Origin of the sequence: Lachnoclostridium sp. An118, from assembly GCF_002160985.1 — a bacterium.
GTDB lineage: Bacteria > Bacillota > Clostridia > Lachnospirales > Lachnospiraceae > Claveliimonas > Claveliimonas stercoravium.
Genome location: NZ_NFLQ01000007.1, coordinates 132,075 through 154,372 on the forward strand (window position 1 = coordinate 132,075; position 22,298 = coordinate 154,372).

The 22,298-nt window shown below is 51.4% G+C and carries 16 protein-coding genes; 15 read left to right on the plus strand and 1 reads right to left on the minus strand.

What is annotated here, in order from left to right; all coding sequences use genetic code 11:
• Positions 1-15: 15 nt before the first annotated feature.
• The gene (locus B5E62_RS08235; protein ID WP_087174130.1) at positions 16-3,564 is read left to right on the plus strand and encodes an ABC transporter ATP-binding protein/permease; all 3,549 of its coding nucleotides are present in this window, start codon (positions 16-18) and stop codon (positions 3,562-3,564) included.
• Positions 3,565-3,675: 111 nt separating this feature from the next.
• Here the strand turns inward: B5E62_RS08235 and B5E62_RS08240 are convergent, their stop codons facing one another.
• The gene (locus tag B5E62_RS08240; RefSeq protein WP_087174154.1) at positions 3,676-4,035 is read right to left on the minus strand and encodes a metal-dependent transcriptional regulator; all 360 of its coding nucleotides are present in this window, start codon (positions 4,033-4,035) and stop codon (positions 3,676-3,678) included.
• Between the two features lie 239 nt (positions 4,036-4,274).
• Here B5E62_RS08240 and B5E62_RS08245 point away from each other — a divergent pair, with 239 nt between their 5' ends.
• The 14 genes from B5E62_RS08245 to B5E62_RS08310 form a co-directional block, all read left to right on the plus strand.
• The gene (locus B5E62_RS08245; RefSeq protein ID WP_087174131.1) at positions 4,275-4,487 is read left to right on the plus strand and encodes a FeoA family protein; all 213 of its coding nucleotides are present in this window, start codon (positions 4,275-4,277) and stop codon (positions 4,485-4,487) included.
• Positions 4,488-4,574: 87 nt separating this feature from the next.
• Positions 4,575-6,575, plus strand: a complete 2,001-nt coding sequence (gene feoB, locus B5E62_RS08250; protein WP_087174132.1) for a ferrous iron transport protein B — start codon at positions 4,575-4,577, stop codon at positions 6,573-6,575.
• A gap of 122 nt (positions 6,576-6,697) precedes the next feature.
• Complete coding sequence (locus tag B5E62_RS08255) at positions 6,698-7,072, plus strand: heavy-metal-associated domain-containing protein (protein ID WP_087174133.1); 375 nt, start codon at positions 6,698-6,700, stop codon at positions 7,070-7,072.
• 11 nt (positions 7,073-7,083) lie between these two features.
• Positions 7,084-7,335: a transcriptional repressor gene (locus B5E62_RS08260; protein ID WP_087174134.1), complete on the plus strand. Its 252-nt coding sequence runs from the start codon at positions 7,084-7,086 to the stop codon at positions 7,333-7,335.
• 198 nt (positions 7,336-7,533) lie between these two features.
• A complete protein-coding gene (locus B5E62_RS08265; protein ID WP_087174135.1) occupies positions 7,534-7,821 on the plus strand; it encodes a DUF6110 family protein in 288 nt (95 codons plus the stop codon).
• Between the two features lie 98 nt (positions 7,822-7,919).
• Positions 7,920-10,016, plus strand: a complete 2,097-nt coding sequence (locus B5E62_RS08270; RefSeq protein WP_087174136.1) for a heavy metal translocating P-type ATPase — start codon at positions 7,920-7,922, stop codon at positions 10,014-10,016.
• 125 nt (positions 10,017-10,141) lie between these two features.
• On the plus strand, positions 10,142-12,379 hold the full coding sequence (gene pcrA, locus B5E62_RS08275; protein WP_087174137.1) for a DNA helicase PcrA: 2,238 nt from the start codon (positions 10,142-10,144) through the stop codon (positions 12,377-12,379).
• Between the two features lie 135 nt (positions 12,380-12,514).
• Entirely contained in the window at positions 12,515-12,760 is a 246-nt protein-coding gene (locus tag B5E62_RS08280; protein ID WP_033126807.1) for a hypothetical protein, read from the plus strand.
• A gap of 126 nt (positions 12,761-12,886) precedes the next feature.
• A complete protein-coding gene (gene rlmD, locus B5E62_RS08285) occupies positions 12,887-14,548 on the plus strand; it encodes a 23S rRNA (uracil(1939)-C(5))-methyltransferase RlmD (protein WP_087174155.1) in 1,662 nt (553 codons plus the stop codon).
• A 13-nt stretch (positions 14,549-14,561) separates the two neighbouring features.
• Entirely contained in the window at positions 14,562-16,934 is a 2,373-nt protein-coding gene (locus B5E62_RS08290; RefSeq protein ID WP_087174138.1) for an AAA family ATPase, read from the plus strand.
• A 289-nt stretch (positions 16,935-17,223) separates the two neighbouring features.
• Complete coding sequence (locus B5E62_RS08295; protein ID WP_087174139.1) at positions 17,224-18,261, plus strand: DUF2971 domain-containing protein; 1,038 nt, start codon at positions 17,224-17,226, stop codon at positions 18,259-18,261.
• A 38-nt stretch (positions 18,262-18,299) separates the two neighbouring features.
• Positions 18,300-19,319, plus strand: a complete 1,020-nt coding sequence (locus B5E62_RS08300) for a virulence RhuM family protein (RefSeq protein WP_087174140.1) — start codon at positions 18,300-18,302, stop codon at positions 19,317-19,319.
• A gap of 613 nt (positions 19,320-19,932) precedes the next feature.
• Positions 19,933-21,621 (plus strand): carbon starvation CstA family protein, encoded by a 1,689-nt coding sequence (locus tag B5E62_RS08305; RefSeq protein WP_087174141.1) that lies wholly within the window; start codon positions 19,933-19,935, stop codon positions 21,619-21,621.
• A gap of 215 nt (positions 21,622-21,836) precedes the next feature.
• The coding region (locus tag B5E62_RS08310; RefSeq protein ID WP_143468828.1) for a hypothetical protein at positions 21,837-22,298 on the plus strand (462 nt) is incomplete at its 3' end.

Here is a 22,298-nt window from a genome sequence, read left to right on the forward strand (position 1 = left end):
GGGACGGGATCATTCATGCTTCAGATCAAAGACATCTGTAAAGAGTACAGGACAGGAAGCCTGGTGCAAAAGGCGCTGGACCACGTAAGCCTGAACCTGCGGGACAACGAATTTGTGGCCATCCTGGGGCCCAGCGGCTCGGGGAAGACCACGCTTCTCAATATCATAGGGGGGCTGGACAGGTACGACAGCGGGGACCTTGTCATAGGCAGCGTGTCCACGAAGAAGTACAAAGACAGGGACTGGGACTCCTACCGGAACCACACCATCGGTTTTGTGTTCCAGAGCTACAATCTCATCACCCACCAGACCATCCTGGCCAACGTGGAGCTGGCTCTCACCATATCCGGCATCGGCAAGGCGGAGCGCCGTCAGAGGGCGGCGGACGCCCTGGCGCGGGTGGGGCTGGGAGAGCAGCTGCACAAAAAACCAAACCAGCTCTCGGGAGGACAGATGCAGAGAGTGGCCATTGCAAGAGCTCTGGTCAACAATCCGGACATCCTGCTGGCCGACGAGCCCACCGGGGCTCTGGACAGCGACACAAGCGTGCAGGTCATGGACCTTCTGCGGGAGGTGGCCAGGGACCGCCTTGTGGTCATGGTGACCCACAACCCGGAGCTGGCCCAGGAGTACGCCACCCGCATCGTGCGTCTGCGGGACGGAAAGATACGGGAGGATTCGGACCCCTTTGAGGTGGATGAGGAGAAGCTGGAGGAGCCGGAGCACAGGAACCTGGGGAAGACCTCCATGTCCTTCCTCACAGCCCTGTCCCTCAGCTTTAACAATCTCAGGACCAAGAAGGCCCGGACTATCCTCACCTCCTTTGCGGGCTCTATCGGCATCATCGGCATCGCCCTCATACTGGCTCTCTCCACAGGAGTCAACCAGTATATCCACAATATGGAGGAGGAAACCCTCTCCGAGTACCCTCTTGAGATACAGAGCACCGGTTTTGACATGTCCTCCATGATGATGACAGGCTCTGGAGGCGGCGGGGACTCCGGGGAGGTGAATGTGATCCAGATGGTGACAGACATGTTCTCCAAGATGGATTCCAATGACCTGAAGTCCCTGAAAGCATATTTTGACAGCGGTGAGAGCGGGATAGAGGACTATACGAACGCGGTGGAGTACAGCTACAATGTGACACCCCAGATCTACCGCATAAATGGCGACCAGGTGCGCCAGGTGAACCCGGACCATTCCTTTGACGCGCTTGGCTTTGGATCCTCCTCCAGCTCCAGCAGCCTCATGTCCTCCATGATGAGTACGGATGTGTTCTATGAGATGCCGGAAAATCCGTCTCTTTACGAGGGACAGTATGATGTGAAGGCAGGCAGATGGCCGGAGAAATACAATGAGTGCGTGGTAGTCCTGACCCAGGGAGGCAGCATCAGCGACATGATGCTCTATACACTCGGACTCAGGGATCCCCTGGAGCTGGATGAGATGATACAGCAGTTCCTGAATGAAGAGAGCATTGACACGCCGGAGGATATCGGGACGTACTCCTACAGTGATATCATCGGGACCACCTTCCGGCTGGTGAACAGTGTGGATTACTACACCTACGACAGCCAATACCAGGTGTGGACCGACCGGTCCGGGGATGAGGAGTATGTAAAGGAGCTGGCGGAGAACGGGGAGGAGATGACGGTGGTGGGCGTGGTGCAGCCCTCAGAAGACGGCAACGCCATGATGCTCCAGGCCGGAATCGGCTATCCCGTCTCCCTCACCGAGCACCTGGTGGAGGAGGCCGGTGACAGCCAGATCGTGCAGCAGCAGATCGCGGAGCCGGAGGTGGACGTGTTCTCCGGCGAGCCCTTCGGGGAGGAGAGCGGGCAGAGCCTGGACCTTGGCTCCATGTTCACCATTGACGCGGAAGCGCTGCAGAACGCCTTCTCCTTTGACTCCTCCGCCATGACGGAAGGACTCTCCGGCTCTCTTGACCTGACGGACGGCCTGAACGGAGGAGGCGGGACCCTGGACCTGTCGGGCATGATCGATCTGGGTGCCATACAGACCCAGCTGCCGGCCATGGAGGGCTTTGACCTGTCCTCCCTCGGCGAGGCTATGGACCTGACTGTCACACCCGAGCAGCTCGGCAGCCTGGCGGGGGGCCTGCTGGAGGGCTACCAGGCCTACGCGTCCCAGGACCCGGCCACGGACTACACAAGGCTGGGAGAAGCCCTTGTGTCCTATCTGAACACACCGGAGGCCCGGGCTATCCTGGAGGACAATATCCGTGATATCATCCAGTCCGGCGGCGGGACCACCGTCACCACAGAGCAGCTGCAGACTCTGATGACAAGGGTGCTGGAGGGCTACAGGGCCTATGCCCAGGAAAATGGGTGGACGGACAGCGAACGCTTTGATGAATATCTGATGACCTACCTGCAGACAGAGGAGGCCCGGGCTGTCCTGGAGCAGTGGGCAGGAGAAGTGTTCTCCTCCGGCATAGATGTCAATATCACCGAGGCGCAGCTCCAGAAGCTGGCCAGCGAGCTGGCGGACGGCTACCAGACCTACGCGGCGGCCAACAGTCTGCCGGACCCCTCCAGGATAGGGGAGAGCTTCCTTGCCTATCTGGGGACAGAGGAGGCTCAGGGGCGGCTGACAGCGGCGCTGGCAGGCATGCTGGACACAGAGGCCCTGGAGCGGCAGCTCACAGGGGCGGTGGAGAGCTACATGTCCTCTGTCATGGAGAGCGGCACGGCCCGGGCTCTGGAAGGGCAGATCACATCTGCCGTGCAGGCGATGATGGGACAGATCACCTCCGGCGTGGAGAGCGCCATGCAGACCGCCGCGGTCCGGATTGGAGAAAATATACAGAACGCCCTCTCCATCGACCCGGAGGCCTTCCGGAACGCATTTGAGATGAACATGGACGAGACAGAGCTGACGGAGCTGCTCATGTCCTTCCAGTCCACGGGAAATGCCTCCTACGACGGCAATCTGCGGACCCTGGGCTATGCGGATTTTGACGAGCCCGCGGGCATCAGTATCTATCCTGAGGACTTCGAGAGCAAGGACCAGGTGGTGCGGATACTGGACGACTACAACAGCCGCATGGAGAAGGAGGGGCAGGATGAGAAGGTCATCACCTACTCGGATATGGTGGGGACGCTGATGAGTTCGGTCACGGACATTGTCAATGTGATCAGCTATGTGCTCATCGCCTTTGTGGCTATTTCCCTCATCGTATCCTCCATTATGATAGGCGTCATCACCTACATCAGCGTCCTGGAGAGAAAGAAGGAGATCGGCATCCTGCGGGCCATCGGCGCCTCGAAGAGGAACATCTCCCAGGTGTTCAATGCGGAGACCTTTATCATAGGGGGCTGCGCGGGGATCATCGGCATCGGTCTGAGCCTTCTGCTACTGATCCCGGGCAATATGCTGATACACTATCTGGCCGGCTCCGAGGACGTCAGCGCCGTGCTGGCTCCGCTCCCGGCGGTCATCCTGATCGCGCTGAGCATCGTGCTGACCCTTCTCGGGGGACTGATCCCCTCCCGGAAGGCGGCAAAGAGCGACCCGGTGACAGCTCTCCGGGTGGAGTAGGAGCTTTTGCGAGAAAAAAGTAAAGAGGGTAAAGAAATAAAAGGATATATCTGTCTTTTGGGAGAGACAGGTATATCCTTTTCTGGTTTCTGGGTATTGGTTCCCCGCTGTCTATTTGATATGCCTCTTGATCGCCTCAAAGCTCTCGGCGCTGATCACGTGCTCCATACGGCAGGCATCGGCTACGGCCACATCCGGGTCCACACCCAGACGGATCAGCCAGGAGGAAATAAGCTGGTGCCGCTCATAGATACAGTCGGCTATCTCGCGGCCGGATTCGGTCAGCGTGATGTAGCCCTCCGGGGATACCTGGATGTGGCCGCTCTCCCGGAGCTTCTTCATGGCGACGCTGACGCTGGACTTTTTGAAATCAAGCTCAGTGGCGATATCTACAGAGCGGACAACAGGATGCTTTCTGCTCAGGATCAGGATCGTTTCCAGATAATTTTCGGAGGACTCGTTTGTATTTATGCTCATCGGTTTCACCTCGGTTCTTTTTCCTGTAGTATAACATAAAGAAGGGGGCTGAGTAAACCGGGAATTGAGGATCTGCCCTTTCCCTGCAAATTGATAAAAATTTTTATTTAAGAAAAGAATTGACAAACCCAATGTGTTAGTTTAAACTATCAGTTGTTAGATGAGGCAAAACAAAGTTAGTCATAAGTGCCTCGCAGAGAAATAAGATGTTGATATAGAGGAGGCAGGTTCAAATGACCTTACTGGAAGCCGAAGAGGGCAGGGAATATATCGTAAAGGGTATCGCGACGGAGGACGATGAGCTGGAAGCCTTTCTGTTTTCCCTCGGCTGCTACAGCGGCGAGCCCATCACTGTAGTCTCCCGGATGCGGGGAGGATGCGTGGTCTCCATCAAGGATGGCAGATACAATATCGATACTGATCTAGCGAAAGCTATTTCAATATAAATAAAAGGGGCGGCTGTTTTCGCACCGTCTCTGCACAAGAGTTAGTTAATTCTAATTGAATAAGAGATGAAGGAGGAGAAATGTGCTATGAGAATTGCTTTTGCAGGAAATCCTAACAGCGGAAAGACAACCATGTACAATGCGCTGACAGGCAGGAACGAGCGCGTTGGAAACTGGGCCGGTGTTACGGTGGAGCGAAAGGAGAGCCTTATCAGGAAGGCTTATTACGACGGAGCGGAGGAGCTGGTCGCGGTGGACCTGCCGGGGGCCTATTCCATGTCGCCGTTTACTTCGGAGGAGAGCATCACGAGCGGGTATGTGAAAAATGAACATCCCGATGCGATCATCAATATCGTGGATGCCACAAACCTGAGCCGGAGCCTGTTCTTCACCACGCAGCTGCTTGAGCTGGGCGTTCCTGTGGTGGTAGCCCTGAACAAGAGCGACCTCACTGAAAAGAAGGGGACCAGGATCGATGAAAAACTCCTGTCCGAGAAGCTGGGGTGCCCGGTCGTAAAGACCGTCTCCACATCCTCGGGACATGAGGGGCTGAAGGAGGCTGTTTCCCAGGCTGCCGCCCTGAACGGGGCTGGCCAGAAGGCGCCCTACGTGCAGGCGGACATCGACCTGAAGGACAAAGCCCAGGTGGAGGCTGCGGACAGGAAGAGATTTGAGTTTGTGAACAGCATTGTAAAGCAGGTGGAGCAGAGAAAGGTCTTCACAAAGAATAAGAACTTCCAGGATAAGATCGACAGCGTGATCACCCACAAGATTGTCGGCATCCCCATCTTTGCGATCATTATCTTCCTTGTGTTTTACATATCCCAGACAACGCTGGGAACCTGGATCGCTGACTGGCTGGTGGCCTGGATCGAGACATTCCAGGGCTGGGTCGGAGGACTGATGGAAAACGCGAACCCGCTGCTGTACGCCATCCTCGTTGACGGTATCATCGGCGGCGTCGGAGCGGTCGTGGGATTCCTGCCTCTTGTCATGGTCATGTATTTCCTCATCGCCCTTCTGGAGGACTGCGGCTATATGGCCCGGGCCACGGTCGTGCTGGACCCCATCTTCAAGAGAGTGGGGCTCTCCGGAAAATCGGTCATCCCTATGGTGATCGGTACCGGATGCGCCATCCCGGGAGTCATGGCCTCCAGGACCATCCGCAATGAGAGGGAGCGCAGGACGACAGCCATGCTCACGCCCTTCATGCCCTGCGGCGCAAAGATACCGGTCATTGCCCTGTTCGCGGGTGCCTTCTTCGCGGACGCCTGGTGGGTGTCAGCCACCATGTACCTGGTAGGCATTGTACTCGTTCTCCTGGGCGCCCTGCTGGTAAAGAGGATCACCGGACAGAAATACAGGAAATCCTTCTTCATCATCGAGCTTCCGGAGTATAAGCTCCCCAGCCTTAAGAGAGCCTGCATGTCCATGCTTGAGCGTGGAAAAGCGTACATCATCAAAGCCGGGACCATCATCCTGGTGTGCAACACAGTGGTGCAGATCATGCAGAGTTTCAACTGGCAGTTCCAGCTCGTGGCGGAGGGAGCGGAGGATACCTCCATCCTTGCCGGCATCGCTCACCCCATCTCCATCCTGTTCATCCCGCTTGGATTTGGCGTGTGGCAGCTTGCGGCTGCGGCCGTCACAGGATTTATCGCAAAGGAGAATGTTGTGGGAACGCTGGCGGTCGTGTACGGTGTTACCAACCTGATCGACACAGACGAGCTGGCTCTGGTGGGCAGCGGGAACGAAGTGGCCACCATCATGGGACTGACCAAGGTGGCAGCCCTGGCGTACCTGATGTTCAATCTCTACACACCGCCCTGCTTTGCGGCTCTGGGAGCGATGAACTCGGAGATGAAGAGCGGCAGGTGGCTGCTTGGCGGCATCTGTCTCCAGCTGGCCACAGGCTACACGGTAGCCTTTGCGGTGTACCAGGTCGGAACGCTCGTCACGACAGGCTCCCTTGGAACAGCTTTTGTTCCGGGTCTGATAGCGGTCCTGGTATTTGCGGCCATCATCATATGGAGGATCCGCAGGTCCGACCGGGAATTTGCGGCAGAATACAGCCTGCACACCGCGTAGGCGGTTCCGGGCATGGAAGAGAGCAGTGGGCAGAGCGGAGGTGCTTTGTCCACTGCCTGCATTAAGAAAGTGCCTGAGAAAAGATATTTGAAGATCAGCGGAAAGGATGGCGGACAAGGATCATGGCAGATATCATTGCATTGCTCGTTATCGCGGCGGTCATCGCAGCCGCGGTGGCGTATATGGTGAAGGCGAAGAGGAACGGTGCAAAATGCATCGGATGTCCCGCCGGGGGAAGCTGTCCCAGCGGCGGAAAAGCGCCGAAAAAGAAGCTGGACGGCCCTGTGATAGGGAGGAAGACCCTGAAGATCTCAGGAATGCACTGCCAGCACTGCGGGGTGGCCGTGTCACAGGCGCTGAACGGGATCGCCGGAGTCAGAGCCGAGGTGGACCCGGTGAAGGGCAGGGCGAAGATTGCCTTTGACAGAAAAGTCAGTGAGGATATCCTGAAAAACGCGGTTGAAAAAGCCGGGTATCATGTGACCGGCATTTCGTAGGAGGAGACGGCGTGGACAGAGAGAAAGAGCGTATCATTGCCAAGCTGAAGGCCAATGGCTGCAGGATCACAAAGCAGCGCATGGAGCTTCTGGATATCATCCTGGAGAACCGGTGCTCAAGCTGCAAGGAGATCTTTTACCGGGCGTCCCGACAGGATGAGTCCATCGGGATAGCCACCGTTTACCGGATGGTAAATGCCCTGGAGGAGATTGGAGTGGTCAGCAGGCGGATCGTCTATGAGCCGGAGGAGACGGAAAGGTGATAAGATTTATCATTAAGGCCATTTAGAATTGACTAACTGCCTGTATGAAAATTATCATAATTTGTATCAACTCAGTATATGAGATCGGGCAAGGGAGTGAGGAAGATGAAGTCCCATAAATTCTGGGCATGGATGATGGTATTTTGCTGCGCCATGCTTTTCTATACTGGTTATAAACATAAATAAGGAGGCAGAAAAATGTTTGAGATTTCTAAATGTTTAAAATGCGGAAAAGGACTTGGCCTTTTTGCGGGAGGCGTGCTGTTCGGCACGGCCGGCGTGAAGCTCCTGTCAAGCAGGGATGCAAAGAATCTATACACAAAATGTACGGCGGCAGTCCTGAGAGCCAGGGAGAGTGTCATGGCCGCAGTGACCACCGTGCAGGAGAACGCTGAGGATATCCTGGCCGAGGCGAAGCAGATCAACGAGGACCGGGAGAGAGAGGAGGCCGCCTGCGTGCAGGAGGATGCGGCTGAAGAAGAGTAGAGCGTAAGACCTGAAGGGTCTGGAATAGAGGAGAGAAGGCGGAGCCCCACCGACAGACGGCTCCGCCTTCTCCTTATGAAAAAATGGAGGGAACAGAGTTGAAATACAGGATCAGACATGAGATAAGAGGGCGCATCCGCCTGCATGTGGAGCAAAAAAAGATGACCTGCCGGGAGGCGGACACACTCCTCTGCTTTCTGGAGACCCTTCCCGGCGTGGCTGCCGCAAAGGTCTACGAGCAGACCGGGGACGCTGTAGTGTGCTATGCGGGAGAGAGGGAAGTTATCCTCCGGGCGCTCCGAGCCTTTAAATATGAAAATGTACAGGTGCCGGAGCAGGTACTGGAACATTCCGGGAGAGAGCTGAACAGGGCCTACCGGGAGAAGCTGATTGGAAGGACGCTGTTACACTTTGGCAGGAAGCTCCTTCCCTTCCCTGTGCGGGCCGCCTGCACGGGCTGGCGGGCTGTCCGGTATCTTGCGAAAGGACTCCGGAGCCTGGCCGGGGGGAGGCTGGAGGTGGAGGTGCTGGATGCGGCAGCCATCACGGTCTCCATCCTCCGGTCCGACTTTGACACGGCCGGCTCTGTCATGTATCTGCTGGGAGTGGGAGAGATACTGGAGGAGTGGACCCACAAAAAGTCGGTGGGAGATCTGGCAAGGAGCATGTCCCTGAACATCAGGAAGGTGTGGCTGAGGACAGATGACCAGGAACTACTGGTCCCCGCCTCGGATGTCCGCGCGGGAGACGAGGTGGTGGTACATATGGGAAATGTGATCCCCTTTGACGGCGTTGTCACCTCCGGGGAGGCCATGGTCAATCAGGCTTCCCTCACCGGCGAGTCCCTGCCCGTGAGGAAGGAGAGAGACGGCTACGTGTACGCGGGGACCGTGCTGGAGGAGGGGGAGCTGACCGTGCAGGTGGAGCAGACCTCCGGCTCCACCAGATTTGAGAAGATCGTCACCATGATAGAGGACTCCGAGAAGCTCAAATCCGGCCTTGAGAGCAGGGCGGAGAGCCTGGCTGACCGGCTGGTGCCCTACACGCTGGCGGGGACCATCCTCACCTGGCTGGCCACGAGGAATGTCACCAAGGCCCTGGCCGTCCTCATGGTGGACTTCTCCTGTGCCCTGAAGCTGGCCATGCCGATATCCGTCCTGTCCGCCATCCGGGAGGCGGGCACACAGGGCATCACAGTCAAGGGTGGCCGCTTTATGGAGGCAGTGGCAGAGGCGGACACCATCGTGTTTGACAAGACAGGCACCCTGACCAAGGCGCGGCCCACTGTGAAGGAGGTGGTGACCTTCAACGGGAAAACGCCTCAGGAGATGCTGCGGATCGCCGCCTGCCTGGAGGAGCACTTTCCCCATTCCATGGCAAAGGCAGTGGTGAACGCGGCCAGGAGACAGGGGCTCGACCACGAGGAGATGCACTCAAAGGTGAATTATATCGTGGCCCACGGCATTTCCTCCTACATAGAGGACAAAAAGGTGGTCATCGGCAGCTACCACTTTGTCTTTGAGGATGAGAAATGCAGGATACGGCCGGAATTCCAGGAAAGGTTCCGTCAGCTCTCAGATGAATACTCTCACCTGTACCTGGCTATTGACAGCCTGCTGGCAGCGGTGATATGTATCGAGGACCCTCTGCGGGAGGAGGCGCCGGATGTGGTCCGGGGCCTGCGGGAGGCCGGCTTTAAGAAGATCGTCATGATGACAGGGGACAGCGAGAAGACAGCCGCCGCCATTGCCAGGAGAGTGGGTGTGGATGAGTACTATTCAGAGGTCCTGCCGGAGGACAAGGCACGCTTTGTGGAGGAGGAAAAAAAGAAGGGCCGCAAGGTGGTCATGACCGGGGACGGCATCAACGACTCGCCCGCTCTCTCCGCGGCAGACGCCGGCATCGCGGTCAGCGACGGGGCGGAGATCGCCAGGGAGATCGCGGATATCACCATAGCAGGTCACGACCTGTGGGAGATTGTCACGCTGAAGCGTCTGAGCAGCCTGCTCATGAGGCGGATACAGCGGAACTACCGCTCTATCGTGGGGATCAACACAGCCCTCATCTGCCTGGGCGTGGCCGGCGTGGTCCGGCCCACCACCTCCGCCCTGCTGCACAATACCTCCACCCTTGCCATCAGCCTGAAGAGCATGCAGGACCTGGAGCGGGGGCCCGCGGACGCCCGCAGGCACTGAGCCGGCCTGACAACAGGTACTGAGACAGCCCGGCAAAAGAGGCTGGAAAGCTCATGGAAACTGTGGTATGATATCAGTTACGGACAAAACGAAACGGGAGTATCACGAAAGCCAAAGGAGTAAACATGAGCATATACGACACACTGAATGAACAGCAGCGGGAGGCTGTATACCACACGGAGGGCCCTCTCCTCATCCTGGCCGGGGCAGGCTCCGGGAAGACCAGGGTCCTGACCCACAGGATCGCCTACCTCATCGAGGAGAGGGGGGTCAATCCCTGGAACATCCTGGCCATCACCTTCACCAACAAGGCGGCCGGGGAGATGCGGGAGAGGGTGGACGATATCGTCGGCTTTGGCTCGGAGAGCATCTGGGTCAGCACCTTCCACTCCACCTGCGTGCGCATCCTGCGCAGGCATATAGACCGTCTGGGCTATGATACCAACTTTACCATCTACGACACGGATGACCAGAAGACGCTGATGCGGGATATATGTAAGTATCTCCAGATCGATACGAAGATTTACCGGGAGAGGAACCTTCTGGCCGCTATCTCCGCCGCCAAGAACGAGATGGTTTCCCCGGAAGGATTCCGCCTCCGGGCGGAGGGGGATTTTTCCCGGCAGAGGATAGCCAGTGTCTACGAGGAGTATGAGAAGCAGATGAAGGCCAACAACGCGCTTGATTTTGACGACCTCCTTGTGAAGGCGGTGCAGCTTCTGAAGACCCAGCCGGACGTGCTGGACTATTACCAGGAGCGCTTCCGCTACATCATGGTGGACGAGTATCAGGACACGAACAATGTCCAGTTCCAGTTTGTCAGCACCCTGGCGGCAAAATACAGGAACCTGTGCGTGGTGGGGGATGACGACCAGTCCATCTACAAATTCCGTGGGGCGGACATCCGGAATATCCTCAACTTTGAGAACGTGTTCGAGGATGCGAAGGTCATCAAGCTGGAGCAGAACTACCGCTCCACCGGCACGATCCTGGACGCGGCCAACGCGGTGATCCGCAACAACAGAGGGCGCAAGGACAAGACTCTCTGGACGGACAACGGCCAGGGGGAGAAGATAGAGCTCCGGCAGTTCGACACCGGATACGACGAGGCGGAATATATCGTGGGGGACATCCGCGGCCATGTGGACAGCGGGGACTGCTCCTACAATGACAATGCTGTCCTCTACCGCACCAACGCCCAGTCCCGTCTCTTTGAGGAGAAGCTGGTGTCGGCGAATATCCCCTACAAGCTGGTGGGGGGCGTCAACTTCTACGCCAGAAGGGAGATAAAGGACCTGCTGTCCTACCTGAAGACTATCGACAACGGAAAGGACGACCTGGCAGTGCGCCGTATCATCAATGTGCCCAAGAGGGGCATCGGGCTCACCAGTGTGAACCGTGTCCAGGAGTACGCCCTCCAGAGGGGTGTTAGCTTTTACGAGGCGGTCCTCGGGGCGGACCTGATCCCGGGTATCGGGAGAGGGCTCCCCAAGCTGGAATCCTTTGCCGCCCTCATCGAGCATTTCAGATCAGAGGCGGAGAAAATGAGTATCCTGGAGCTCCTGGAGGACATCATCGAGACCACCGGATACATAGAAGAGCTGAAGACCGAGGGGGAGATAGAGGCGGAGACCAGGATCGAGAACATCGACGAGCTGAAGAACAAGGCGGCGGACTATGAGGAGAGCTGCCAGGAGCGGGGAGAGACACCCACTCTCGGCGGATTTCTGGAGGAGGTTGCCCTGGTGGCGGACATAGACAGCCTGGACGAGGACAGCGACTATGTGGTCCTCATGACGCTCCACAGCGCCAAGGGCCTGGAGTTTCCCCATGTCTATCTGGCCGGTCTGGAGGACGGCCTTTTTCCAAGCTATATGACGGTCACCTCCGACAACCCGGAGGAGCTGGAGGAGGAGAGGCGCCTCTGCTATGTGGGCATCACAAGAGCCATGAAGCAGCTCACCCTGACCTGTGCCAGAAGGCGGATGGTGCGGGGAGAGACCCAGTACAACAAGATGTCCCGCTTTTTAAAGGAAATCCCTGCGGACCTCCTCTCCACAGGCATGAGGTTCGAGCGGGAGGAGAAGGAGGAGGAGGCTCCCAGGCAGTCCTCCTGGCAGCAGGCAAGACAGGCTTTCCACACGAAGGCTTTTTCTTCACCAAGACCGGTACAGCAGTTTAAGGTGGCAGGCGGAAACGGCCCCGGCTATGATGTGGGAGACCGGGTGCGCCACGTGAAGTTCGGAGAAGGACTTGTCACCGCCATTGTGGAAGGCGGCCGGGACTATGAGGTGACTGTGGAATTTGACAGTGCAGGAACGAAAAAGATGTTTGCTGCATTTGCGAAATTGCAGAAAATATAGGGCGTTGTGTTCAAGAAGAACAGATTTATCTGAAAATTACTGCAAAAATGAGTAGTAATATGCCCGGGAAGGTGTTATAATAATGCCAACGAATTATACTTGCAAGTCAAGCATAAGAAAGGATGTGTGGGAAGTATGAGCAAGGTAGAGGATATCATTGCAGCTTCAAAGCTGAACGAACTGATCCGCAAGAAAGATGAAGATGACAAGACCTGCAGGACAGTGCTCTGGGTGCTGGCGATCGTGGGAGCGATCGCGGCAGTAGCGGCAATTGCATATGCGGTATATTGTTTCTTTACTCCGGACTATCTGGAGGATTTCGAAGAAGATTTCGATGACGATTTTGATGATGACTTCTTTAATGAAGATGATCAGGTATAAGATCGGGACAAAAGGAAGAGACAGGACAATCCAATGTTCTGTCTTTCTTTTTTGCGCAATACACCCGGAGAGCAGCCGCCGTGCGGAAAAAGCCAGAGGGAGAAGGACAGGAGGAGCTTTGAGCAGATGAAGAAAGGACAGATACTGGAAGGAACCGTTGAAAGGATCGATTATCCGAATAAGGGCGTGGTAAAGGCGGAGGGCGAAGACAGGCCTGTGCTGGTCAAGAACGCCATTCCCGGCCAGAGAGTGCGGGTCTCTGTCAATAAAATCCGCAGGGGCCGGGCGGAAGGAAGAGTGCTGGAGGTGCTGCAGCCCTCCTCCCTGGAGATCCCGTCCCCCTGTCCCCATTTCGGGCAGTGCGGGGGCTGCACCTACCAGACCCTGCCCTATGAGGAGCAGCTGAGACTCAAGGAATCCCAGGTCAAAGAGCTGCTGGACGAGGCTATACGGAAGGGCGGAGGCAGAGAGTATCAGTGGGACGGTATCAAGGCCAGTCCCGTGACGGACGCCTACCGGAACAAGATGGAGTTCACCTTCGGCGATGCGTACAAGGATGGCCCCCTGTCTCTCGGCATGCATAAGAGGGGGAGCTTTCACGACATTGTGAACGTAAATGAGTGCCGGATCGTGGACGGGGATTTCCGGGCAATCCTGGAGACGACCCTCGCCTTTGCCCGTGAGAGCGGTCTGCCCTATTATCACCGCATGCGCCACGAGGGATATTTCCGCCATCTCCTTGTGCGCAAGGCGGCCCGCACCGGCCAGATACTCGTGGACCTGGTGACCACCACCCAGGCAGGCCCGGACCTGGATCCCTGGGCGGACAGCCTTCTGGAGCTGGAGCGCAGCGGCCAGCTGAAAGGGCAGATCACAGGCATCCTCCACACATCCAATGACAGCCTGGCCGATGTGGTGAAGGATGAGGGGACCCGTCTCCTCTTCGGGCAGGATCACTTCTATGAGGAGATACTGGGGCTGCGCTTCCAGATCACTCCCTTCTCCTTCTTCCAGACCAACTCTCTGGGAGCGGAGGTACTGTACGAAACCGCCCGAAGCTACATAGGAGAGACGAAGGACAAGGTCATCTTTGACCTCTACAGCGGCACAGGGACCATCGCCCAGATCCTGGCGCCTGTGGCCAGGAAGGTTACCGGTGTGGAGATCGTGGAGGAGGCTGTGGAGGCGGCGAGGGAAAACGCCCGCCTGAACGGTCTTGAAAACTGTACCTTCTGGGCAGGAGACGTGCTGAAGGTCATCGATGAGCTGGGGGAGGTGCCGGACCTCATCGTCCTGGACCCGCCCCGCGACGGTGTACATCCGAAGGCCCTGGAGAAGATCATCGGCTTTGGCGTGGAGAAAATGGTCTATATTGCCTGCAAGCCCACCAGCCTGGCAAGAGATCTGGAGCTGCTGCAGGGCAGGGGCTATCAGGTGGAGCGGGCCGGGTGCATCGACCTCTTCCCGGGGACGGTGCATGTGGAGACGGTCGCTTTGCTTTCCAAACTTAAAACAGATAAACATATTGATGTGAAATTAGAGATGGATGAGCTCGATTTGACGGCTGCGGAGAGCGAGGCTACTTATGCAGAACTCAAACAGTATGTGCTTGATAAATATGGTTTGAAAGTATCCAGTTTGAATATTGCTCAGATTAAAGCAAAGTGTGGTATTGATAAGCGTGAAAATTATAATAAGGCAAAGAACGAAAATGTTAAGGAACCAAACTGCACAGAGGAAAAAGAAAATGCAATAAAAGACGCGTTTAAGCATTTTCAAATGATTTAAATGGGAGGATAATATGTTAAATAAGATAAAGTTTAAAGGAGGCTTTTTTGATGAAGAAAAAGAGCTGAAGTTATTTATGAATGAAGACAGAATATCATTTCTTTATGGGAAAAATGGTTCTGGAAAGAGTACAATTTCTAATGCTGTGCGTAAGGCAAAAGGTGATGTAGTTGATGATATAGTCCAAGCTACATTATATGATAAAGAAGATATGGCTTTTGTGGATACTCAATGTATTCATGTGTTTAACGAAGATTATGTGAGTTCACGCGTTAAAATACGAGCCGATGGGCTAAATGCAATTATTCTTTTGGGTGAGCTGGGTAATCTTGAAGACAAGATATTGGATTTGGAACTTAGAATTGAAGCTGAATCTAACAGAAATACAGAACTTAAAACAGTTACTGACGAATACAGAGACAAAGATAATATAAAGTCTCCAAGCAACTGTAGATATCAGATTAACCTTGGATTGTCTGGCAATGGACATTGGGCTGAACGAGAAAAGATTATTAATAATGGTAAACGCAATGCTAGCGTTACGGATAAAGTGATTGATTCTATTATTGCGTTGCAACCTGCTGAAACATTGACGGATTTGAGAAAACGTTATGAAGAGAATCTTCAACTGTTAAGTCAGGTAATAGCTAATGAAGCGGCTCAGATTAGAAGTACCGTGAAACTGAATGTTCCATATAATGAAAAGGTATTACAAAATCTTCTTTCACAGAAGGTTGAAAGGCCTACGTTGTCAGATCGTGAGCAATATCTTCTTCAACTTATTGATGACGGAAAATTAGATCAAATTAATGAAATGAAGTCAGTATTTTCAAAAGAAAAAACAAAGAAATGTCCTTTTTGCTTTCAAAAAATCTCGGATCAAGGTAAACGAGATTTGATTGGCAGTATAGAGAAAGTATTATCGAAAGAAGTTGATATTCATGAGGAAAACCTCAAAAAATGTATTATACAGGAATTGAACGTTGATTTTTCTGGCATGGATGTCTTGGACTCGCCTAATTATATAAAATGTAAAGATATAGTGGAAGAAATCAATAGGGAGATATTTAAGATACGAGAAATTATTCTTAAAAAGATTAACCATCCATATACGCCTATTACTGATTTTGAGAGCCACTTGATTGATAAACTTGAACAATATGAGTTGTTTAGGACTAAGCTGCAGCAGGAAATAGAAACTTACAACAATGCAGTTAAAAAGATTGGAACGCTTAAAAGAAATCTCACAACTGATAATGCAGCCATTGCGCATTATGAGATTTCTAGAGATCTTGAGTTATGGAAGCAAGCCTTGGTGGATCAGAAGAAAGCTGATGAAGCATTAAAAGAATCTGACGAGAGAATCAAAAATCTCAATGATGAGTTGAATGTCTTAAAATCTCGAAAGAAAAATATAAAAATAGCAGTCAGCTTGATTAATAAGAGCCTCAGATATGTGTTCTTTTCAAAGAATAGATTAGAAATCAAAGTTGAGAATGATAAATATGTATTGTATGCCTACGGAAAAGCAGTAAAGCCTAACAATGTATCTGTTGGCGAAAGAAATATTATTGCTTTATGTTATTTTTTTACAGAATTGATTATGAATCAGGAAGCGAAAGACGGATATTCAAAAAAACTAATCCTTGTTATTGACGATCCAGTATCAAGTTTTGATTTTGAAAACAAAGTGGGAATTATGTCACTGCTGAAAGCTAAAATAGCCGATATTATTAAATCCAATCCAGAAAGCCAAATTCTAGTGATGACACATGATATTCAGTGTTTATATGATCTTCAAAAAATTGGCGAGGAGGTTTGCAACGAATATAAGAGAGAAAGTAACGGACAAAAGAAAGTTACATATACCTGTTATGAATTAAAAAACAAAGAGATTATTCCGTTCAGTTATACAAAGCGAAACGAATATTCTGAGATTTTGAAGGATGTATATGACTATGCTTGTGGTAAGAATGAGAGTGAAGCTCTGATTGTTGGAAACTCAATGCGACGAGTGATGGAGGCATTCTCAACATTTGTGTATAAAAAAGGAATAGCAGAGATTTCCTGTGATGATACGATTTTACAACAGATTGGAGACAAAGATTACATTGATTATTTCAAAAATCTAATGTATAGGCTTGTGCTTAATGGTGATAGTCACATGCTAGAGAGAACAAATAGTCTGGATGACATGGATTATTTATGTTTTTTAAGTGATGAAGAACGCCGAAGAACTGCACAGGAAGTTATTTGCTTCATTTATTTATTAAATAAGAGACATATTTTGGCTCATTTGGAAGGAAAGCCAAACATTGAAACTAACATTCAAAAGTGGTGCGCAGACATAAAAAGCTTTTGTGCAAGTGATGAAGTGACGGTGTGATTATGATTGTCTTATATTCCATATGAATTAATGATATAGTCTATACTTAACCATAGATAGGTGTTAAGAAAAACAAATTATTATCTGGGTCAGCACCTAAAGTTCATTGAATTCTAACATTTTACTATTGAACATGATACGGAAATAGGTTTGGATAAGCAAGGTAAGACGGTATGTTTACTTTCCAAACTTAAAATTTATAAACATATCAATGTGGAATTGGATATGGATGAACTTGGCTGTTGCGGCGAGTAAAGTACCGTAGGATATTTTTGATGGGAGGCATCGTATGTCAAATAATATTTTTGCAAGATGCATGGCGATTTCCATGTCACATTTTTTAAATACTCCATATAAAGAGCAGACTATCACAGAAATGTATGCTCCAGATGGATTTGAAAATAAGGCATCAGGGATATGCCATTATTGTACTGTAGATACTCTTAAAGAGATTCTAAACACCGGATGCCTACGTTTTAGTGATGTTCGCTTTTTGAATGATTCTACAGAGTTTATAGAGATTATTCCTTTAATTGAAAATGTGCTTTCATGCAATGGGTATACTTCGGATTTTAGAAAGTTGATTCTTGAGAGTGCTGAAATGAAGGAATTAAAAGAATATCACCAATCTTATATAGGGTTTTCAAGGATTGCGCATAAATGTGAACAGAAGATATATAGAACATATACTTGTTCTTTTTCGATAGAGAATGATTCACTTAGCATGTGGAATTATTATGCATCATCTGGAGAGGGTGTAAGCATAGCATTCGATCATTCATGGAATATGTTTGAAGGGAGCGATAGATCGGAAGTTAATATAAGGGAAGAATTGAAGAACGATATTGTGATTTATAGGGGGCTTATTGTATATAAAAGAGAAGATAAGAAGAAATGCATAATGGAATTACTTAATGTATTACAGCAAATATATAACGAGGCAAGGAATGAAATTAAAAAATATCGAGGACATATACTGTTTGCATTTAAGGAATCCATAAATCATATGCGATGCTTTTTTAAAAATGAATCTTTTGCATGTGAAAATGAATATCGTATAGTGTTAAAAATACCAGAGGAATTGTTACTGGCGGAAGAATGTAGTGGTGATATTTTAAAAAAGGGACAATTTAAACGAGGCAATATATTAATTCCTTTTGTGGATTATAAGTTTAAGAGAGACAGTATAAAACATATAGTGACAAATCCATTTATTAGAGAAGAAAATAGTATGTTTGAACTGGGAATAAGAGAGTTACTGTGGCAGAATAAAATGGAAGATGTAGATATTTTTTCCTCCGGTATTCCAATCAGAAAATACAATTGACAATAAAAAGTTAAGCAGATTACTAGGAGGGGTGAAAGGTGGAGAATAAAAGAGATATTTCTGAAAACATTGGAAGTGAAATTATCATATATCAAACGGAAGATGGGCACACAAAAATTGACGTTAAGTTTGAAGATGAGACCGTTTGGCTTACACAGGCGCAATTATGTGAACTCTACCAAACTAGTAAATCCAATATCAGTGAGCATATTAAACATATTTTTGAAGAAGGCGAACTGGAAGAAACTTCAGTTGTTCGGAAATTCCGAACAACTGCTTCTGACGGGAAAAAATATAATACAATACATTATAATCTTGATATGATTATTTCTCTTGGGTATAGAGTAAAATCAAAAATTGCTACAAATTTTCGTCGGTGGGTTACTGAGCGCTTAAAAGAATACATGATAAAAGGCTTTACAATGGATGATGAGCGCCTGAAAAATCTGGGCGGTGGTAATTACTGGAAAGAACTGTTAGACCGCATACGGGATATACGTTCGTCTGAAAAGGTTATGTACCGACAGGTTCTTGACCTTTATGCAACGAGTGTTGACTATGATCCTAAGAGCAGTGAATCTATTGCCTTTTTTAAAATGGTGCAGAACAAATTGCATTATGCGGCACATGGACATACAGCAGCGGAGGTTATATACGAGCGCGCGGATGCGAGTCAGCCTTTTATGGGATTGAAGAGTTTTTCTGGTGACTTTCCTACTTTAAAGGATATAGGCATTGCAAAGAATTACCTTAATGATGAAGAATTAAAAATATTAAATAATATTGTATCGGGATATTTTGATTTTGCAGAAATTCAGGCTATGCGCCATCATCCTATGTATATGTCAGATTATGTGGAGCATCTTGATAATGTTTTGAAGACTACCGGGGAAAAGGTGCTGCAGGGTGCCGGTACAATCAGTCATGCGCAGGCAATTGAGAAGGCAACAGAAGAGTATAGAAAATATCAGGTACAGAATTTGTCACCGGTTGAAGAGGAATATTTGGAAAGCATTAAAAATATTCAAAGCATAGTAAAGAAAAAAGATAATAACTAATAGAACATGATGCTTCCATGCAAATATCAAAGTTGAAGAGATTTTTGGAAGAACAGTGAAAAGATTAGTTTGGACAATGAAGAACAAGTTGAGGCCGTGTGCCTTCTCTCGAAGTGCAGCCTGTCGTAAAAAAGCTGAAAAAACAGGTGAAAGGGGCGACTGTTTTGTGAAAAACAGAAAAAACAGAGCGAAATCTGTTTTTCTGTTGACTTTGGAAAAAACAGCGTTATAATAGACGTAAATTACAAAGAGCTGATGCGAAGAACAGGACACGACCTTTTGCGGATCCCTGCTTTCAGAGAGCTCCCGGCTGGTGCGAGGGGGCAGCACACCGCAAAAAGCCATCACCTGCGAGCAGTCAGGGTGAAATGGACGCAGAGTAGCCCGGACCGGCTTTCCACCGATAGAAGGAAACCTGTTTGCCCGGCAAAGCTATCCGAAGGATGCAGACCTGCGCCGGATGACGGGGATGAGGGACCGGGAAACCGGTAAGAGAAGTGGTAACGCGGAATATATTTCGTCTTCTGACAGAGAAAATCTGTCAGAGGACGTTTTTTTATTGCGGCTCTCTGTGATTTGAGATCTAAAACTGTTTTGTAAGGAGAGAAGAGAAATGAACACATTGGTAATCGTACTGATCGCTGCCGTGTGCCTCTTTGCGGCGTATGTCCTGTACGGGCGCTGGCTGGCGAAAAAGTGGGGTATTGACCCAAAGGCAAAGACACCTGCGACTCTGCACAATGACGGGCAGGATTATGTGCCCACAGACGGATGGACTGTATTTGCCCATCAGTTTTCCTCCATCGCGGGGGCGGGACCTGTGACAGGTGCCATCCAGGCAGCCGCCTTTGGATGGCTGCCGGTGCTCCTGTGGATCATCCTGGGCGGCATCTTCTTCGGGGCTGTCACAGACTTTGGCGCTCTGTACGCCAGCGTAAAAAATGACGGAAGATCCATGGGCCTGCTGATCGAGAAATATATCGGGAAAACGGGCCGCAAGCTGTTCCTTGGCTTTTGCTGGCTGTTCTGCCTGATCGTTATCGCCGCCTTTGCGGACATGGTGGCAGATACATTTAACGCCTATGTGGTGACGGACGGGGTGCAGAGCCTTTCAGAGAACGCCACAGTAAACGGCGCGGCCGGAAGTATTTCCCTGTTCTTCATCCTGTTCGCCGTGGTGTTCGGCGTGCTGCAGCATAAGCTGAAGCTGACTGGCTGGAAGGAGGTCGTGTTCGGCCTGGTATGCACAGTGCTGGCCTTTGTCTTTGGTATGAACTTTCCGGTCATCCTGGGGAAAGACATGTGGGTGTACATTGCGTTTGCCTACATTTTCCTGGCGGCTGTCCTGCCAATGTGGTTTGTCATGCAGCCCAGGGACTACATGTCCACCTTCATGTTTATCGGCATGATCGCCGGTGCTGTCCTGGGACTCGTGTTTGCCCATCCGGCTATGAACCTTCCGGCGTTTACGGGCTTCCAGAACGAAAGCCTCGGCACGCTGTTCCCGATCCTGTTCGTGACAGTGGCCTGCGGGGCTGTGTCCGGATTCCACAGCCTTGTCTCATCCGGCACCTCGTCCAAGACCGTTTCCAATGAGAAGGATATGCTGAAGGTCGGTTACGGCGCTATGGTCCTGGAGAGCCTCCTCGCGGTCATCGCCCTCTGCGTGGCCGGAGCCGCGGCAGGGGCCGACGGGACCGCTGCGGTAGGCACGCCCTTCCAGATCTTCTCGTCAGGCGTGGCCGGATTCCTGGAGATGTTCGGCATCCCGGTATATGTGGCGCAGAGCTTCATGACCATGTGCGTGTCCGCACTCGCCTTCACCACACTGGACTCCGTTGCCAGGATCGGGCGCATGTCCTTCCAGGAGCTGTTCAGCGTGGATGACATGGAGCATGCGGAGGGCTGGAGGAGAGTTCTCTGCAACAAGTATTTCTCCACCCTGATCACACTGGTGTTCGGTTACATACTGACCCAGGTGGGATATTCCAATATCTGGCCCCTGTTCGGAAGCGCCAACCAGCTGCTGAGCGCTCTTGTGCTCATCACCCTGTGCGTGTTCCTGAAGGTGACAGGAAGAGAGCTGCGGACACTGGTCCCGCCCTTTGTGATCATGCTTGTAGTCACTTTCTCAGCCCTTGTGCAGAGATTTATCTCTCTTGTCCGGGCGTTTATGGGAGGAACAGGTGTCTTCATGGTGGAGGGACTGCAGCTCATCGTGGCTGTCCTCCTCATGATCCTGGGAGTCACCATCGTGTTCACCTCAGGGAAAGAGCTCATCCGGAAAAAGGCGGAAAAATAGGAGCTGTTACAGTATAATATGACTGAGAGACGCGGGGCGGCGGAGCTGTCCCGCGTCTTTTGTAAATTATCCCCCAGATATCTGTGACCAGTCCGGAGAGCATAAACAGGGCTTCCTGCCCCAAAAATGACCAAATGTGTCAGTACGCCACTTTCTCTCCCCGCGACTGTCCTTTATAATTTTATATATAGAAAGATAGAATGGAGGCGGAAGCTATGGATGAGATCATCAGGTTGTCAGGATGTATGTGGAATGCGGAGGAAGCTGCGGAAAAGCTGTGCAAGGTGCTGGCGATCCTTTTGTTTGGAGCCTGCCTGTGGGGAGCTGCGGGATATCTGGATGGTTCCGGTGCGGATGAATATGGATACAGTGCGGCGGGAAGCTTTGTGTACAGTCAGGCGGAAGAGGGAGGAGAGGGCCCTCTGACTCTGCCGAAAGTATCCGGAAGCTTTTTCCTCTCTGTCCCCGCTCCTGTACCGGTCTCGTCCATTGAGCCTGACAAGGGAATACAGGAGAGTGCGGCAGATACTGCGGCTCAGGCTGTCCCGGCTGCCGCGACAGAGTGCGGTCCCGCTGTCTCTGTGCCTGTGGAGGGTGTCCAGACAGAGGGCGTCTTGGCAGAAGAGCAGGAGGAAGTCCTTCCGGCCATGCTGACCATTCACCTGTATGGAAACGGA

Coding starts and splice junctions, on each gene's coding strand:
- B5E62_RS08235 (WP_087174130.1), top strand. CDS start 16: ATGCTTCAGATCAAAGACATCTGTAAAGAGTACAGGACAGGAAGCCTG.
- B5E62_RS08245 (WP_087174131.1), top strand. CDS start 4,275: ATGACCTTACTGGAAGCCGAAGAGGGCAGGGAATATATCGTAAAGGGT.
- feoB (WP_087174132.1), top strand. CDS start 4,575: ATGAGAATTGCTTTTGCAGGAAATCCTAACAGCGGAAAGACAACCATG.
- B5E62_RS08255 (WP_087174133.1), top strand. CDS start 6,698: ATGGCAGATATCATTGCATTGCTCGTTATCGCGGCGGTCATCGCAGCC.
- B5E62_RS08265 (WP_087174135.1), top strand. CDS start 7,534: ATGTTTGAGATTTCTAAATGTTTAAAATGCGGAAAAGGACTTGGCCTT.
- pcrA (WP_087174137.1), top strand. CDS start 10,142: ATGAGCATATACGACACACTGAATGAACAGCAGCGGGAGGCTGTATAC.
- B5E62_RS08280 (WP_033126807.1), top strand. CDS start 12,515: ATGAGCAAGGTAGAGGATATCATTGCAGCTTCAAAGCTGAACGAACTG.
- rlmD (WP_087174155.1), top strand. CDS start 12,887: ATGAAGAAAGGACAGATACTGGAAGGAACCGTTGAAAGGATCGATTAT.
- B5E62_RS08290 (WP_087174138.1), top strand. CDS start 14,562: ATGTTAAATAAGATAAAGTTTAAAGGAGGCTTTTTTGATGAAGAAAAA.
- B5E62_RS08295 (WP_087174139.1), top strand. CDS start 17,224: ATGTCAAATAATATTTTTGCAAGATGCATGGCGATTTCCATGTCACAT.
- B5E62_RS08305 (WP_087174141.1), top strand. CDS start 19,933: ATGAACACATTGGTAATCGTACTGATCGCTGCCGTGTGCCTCTTTGCG.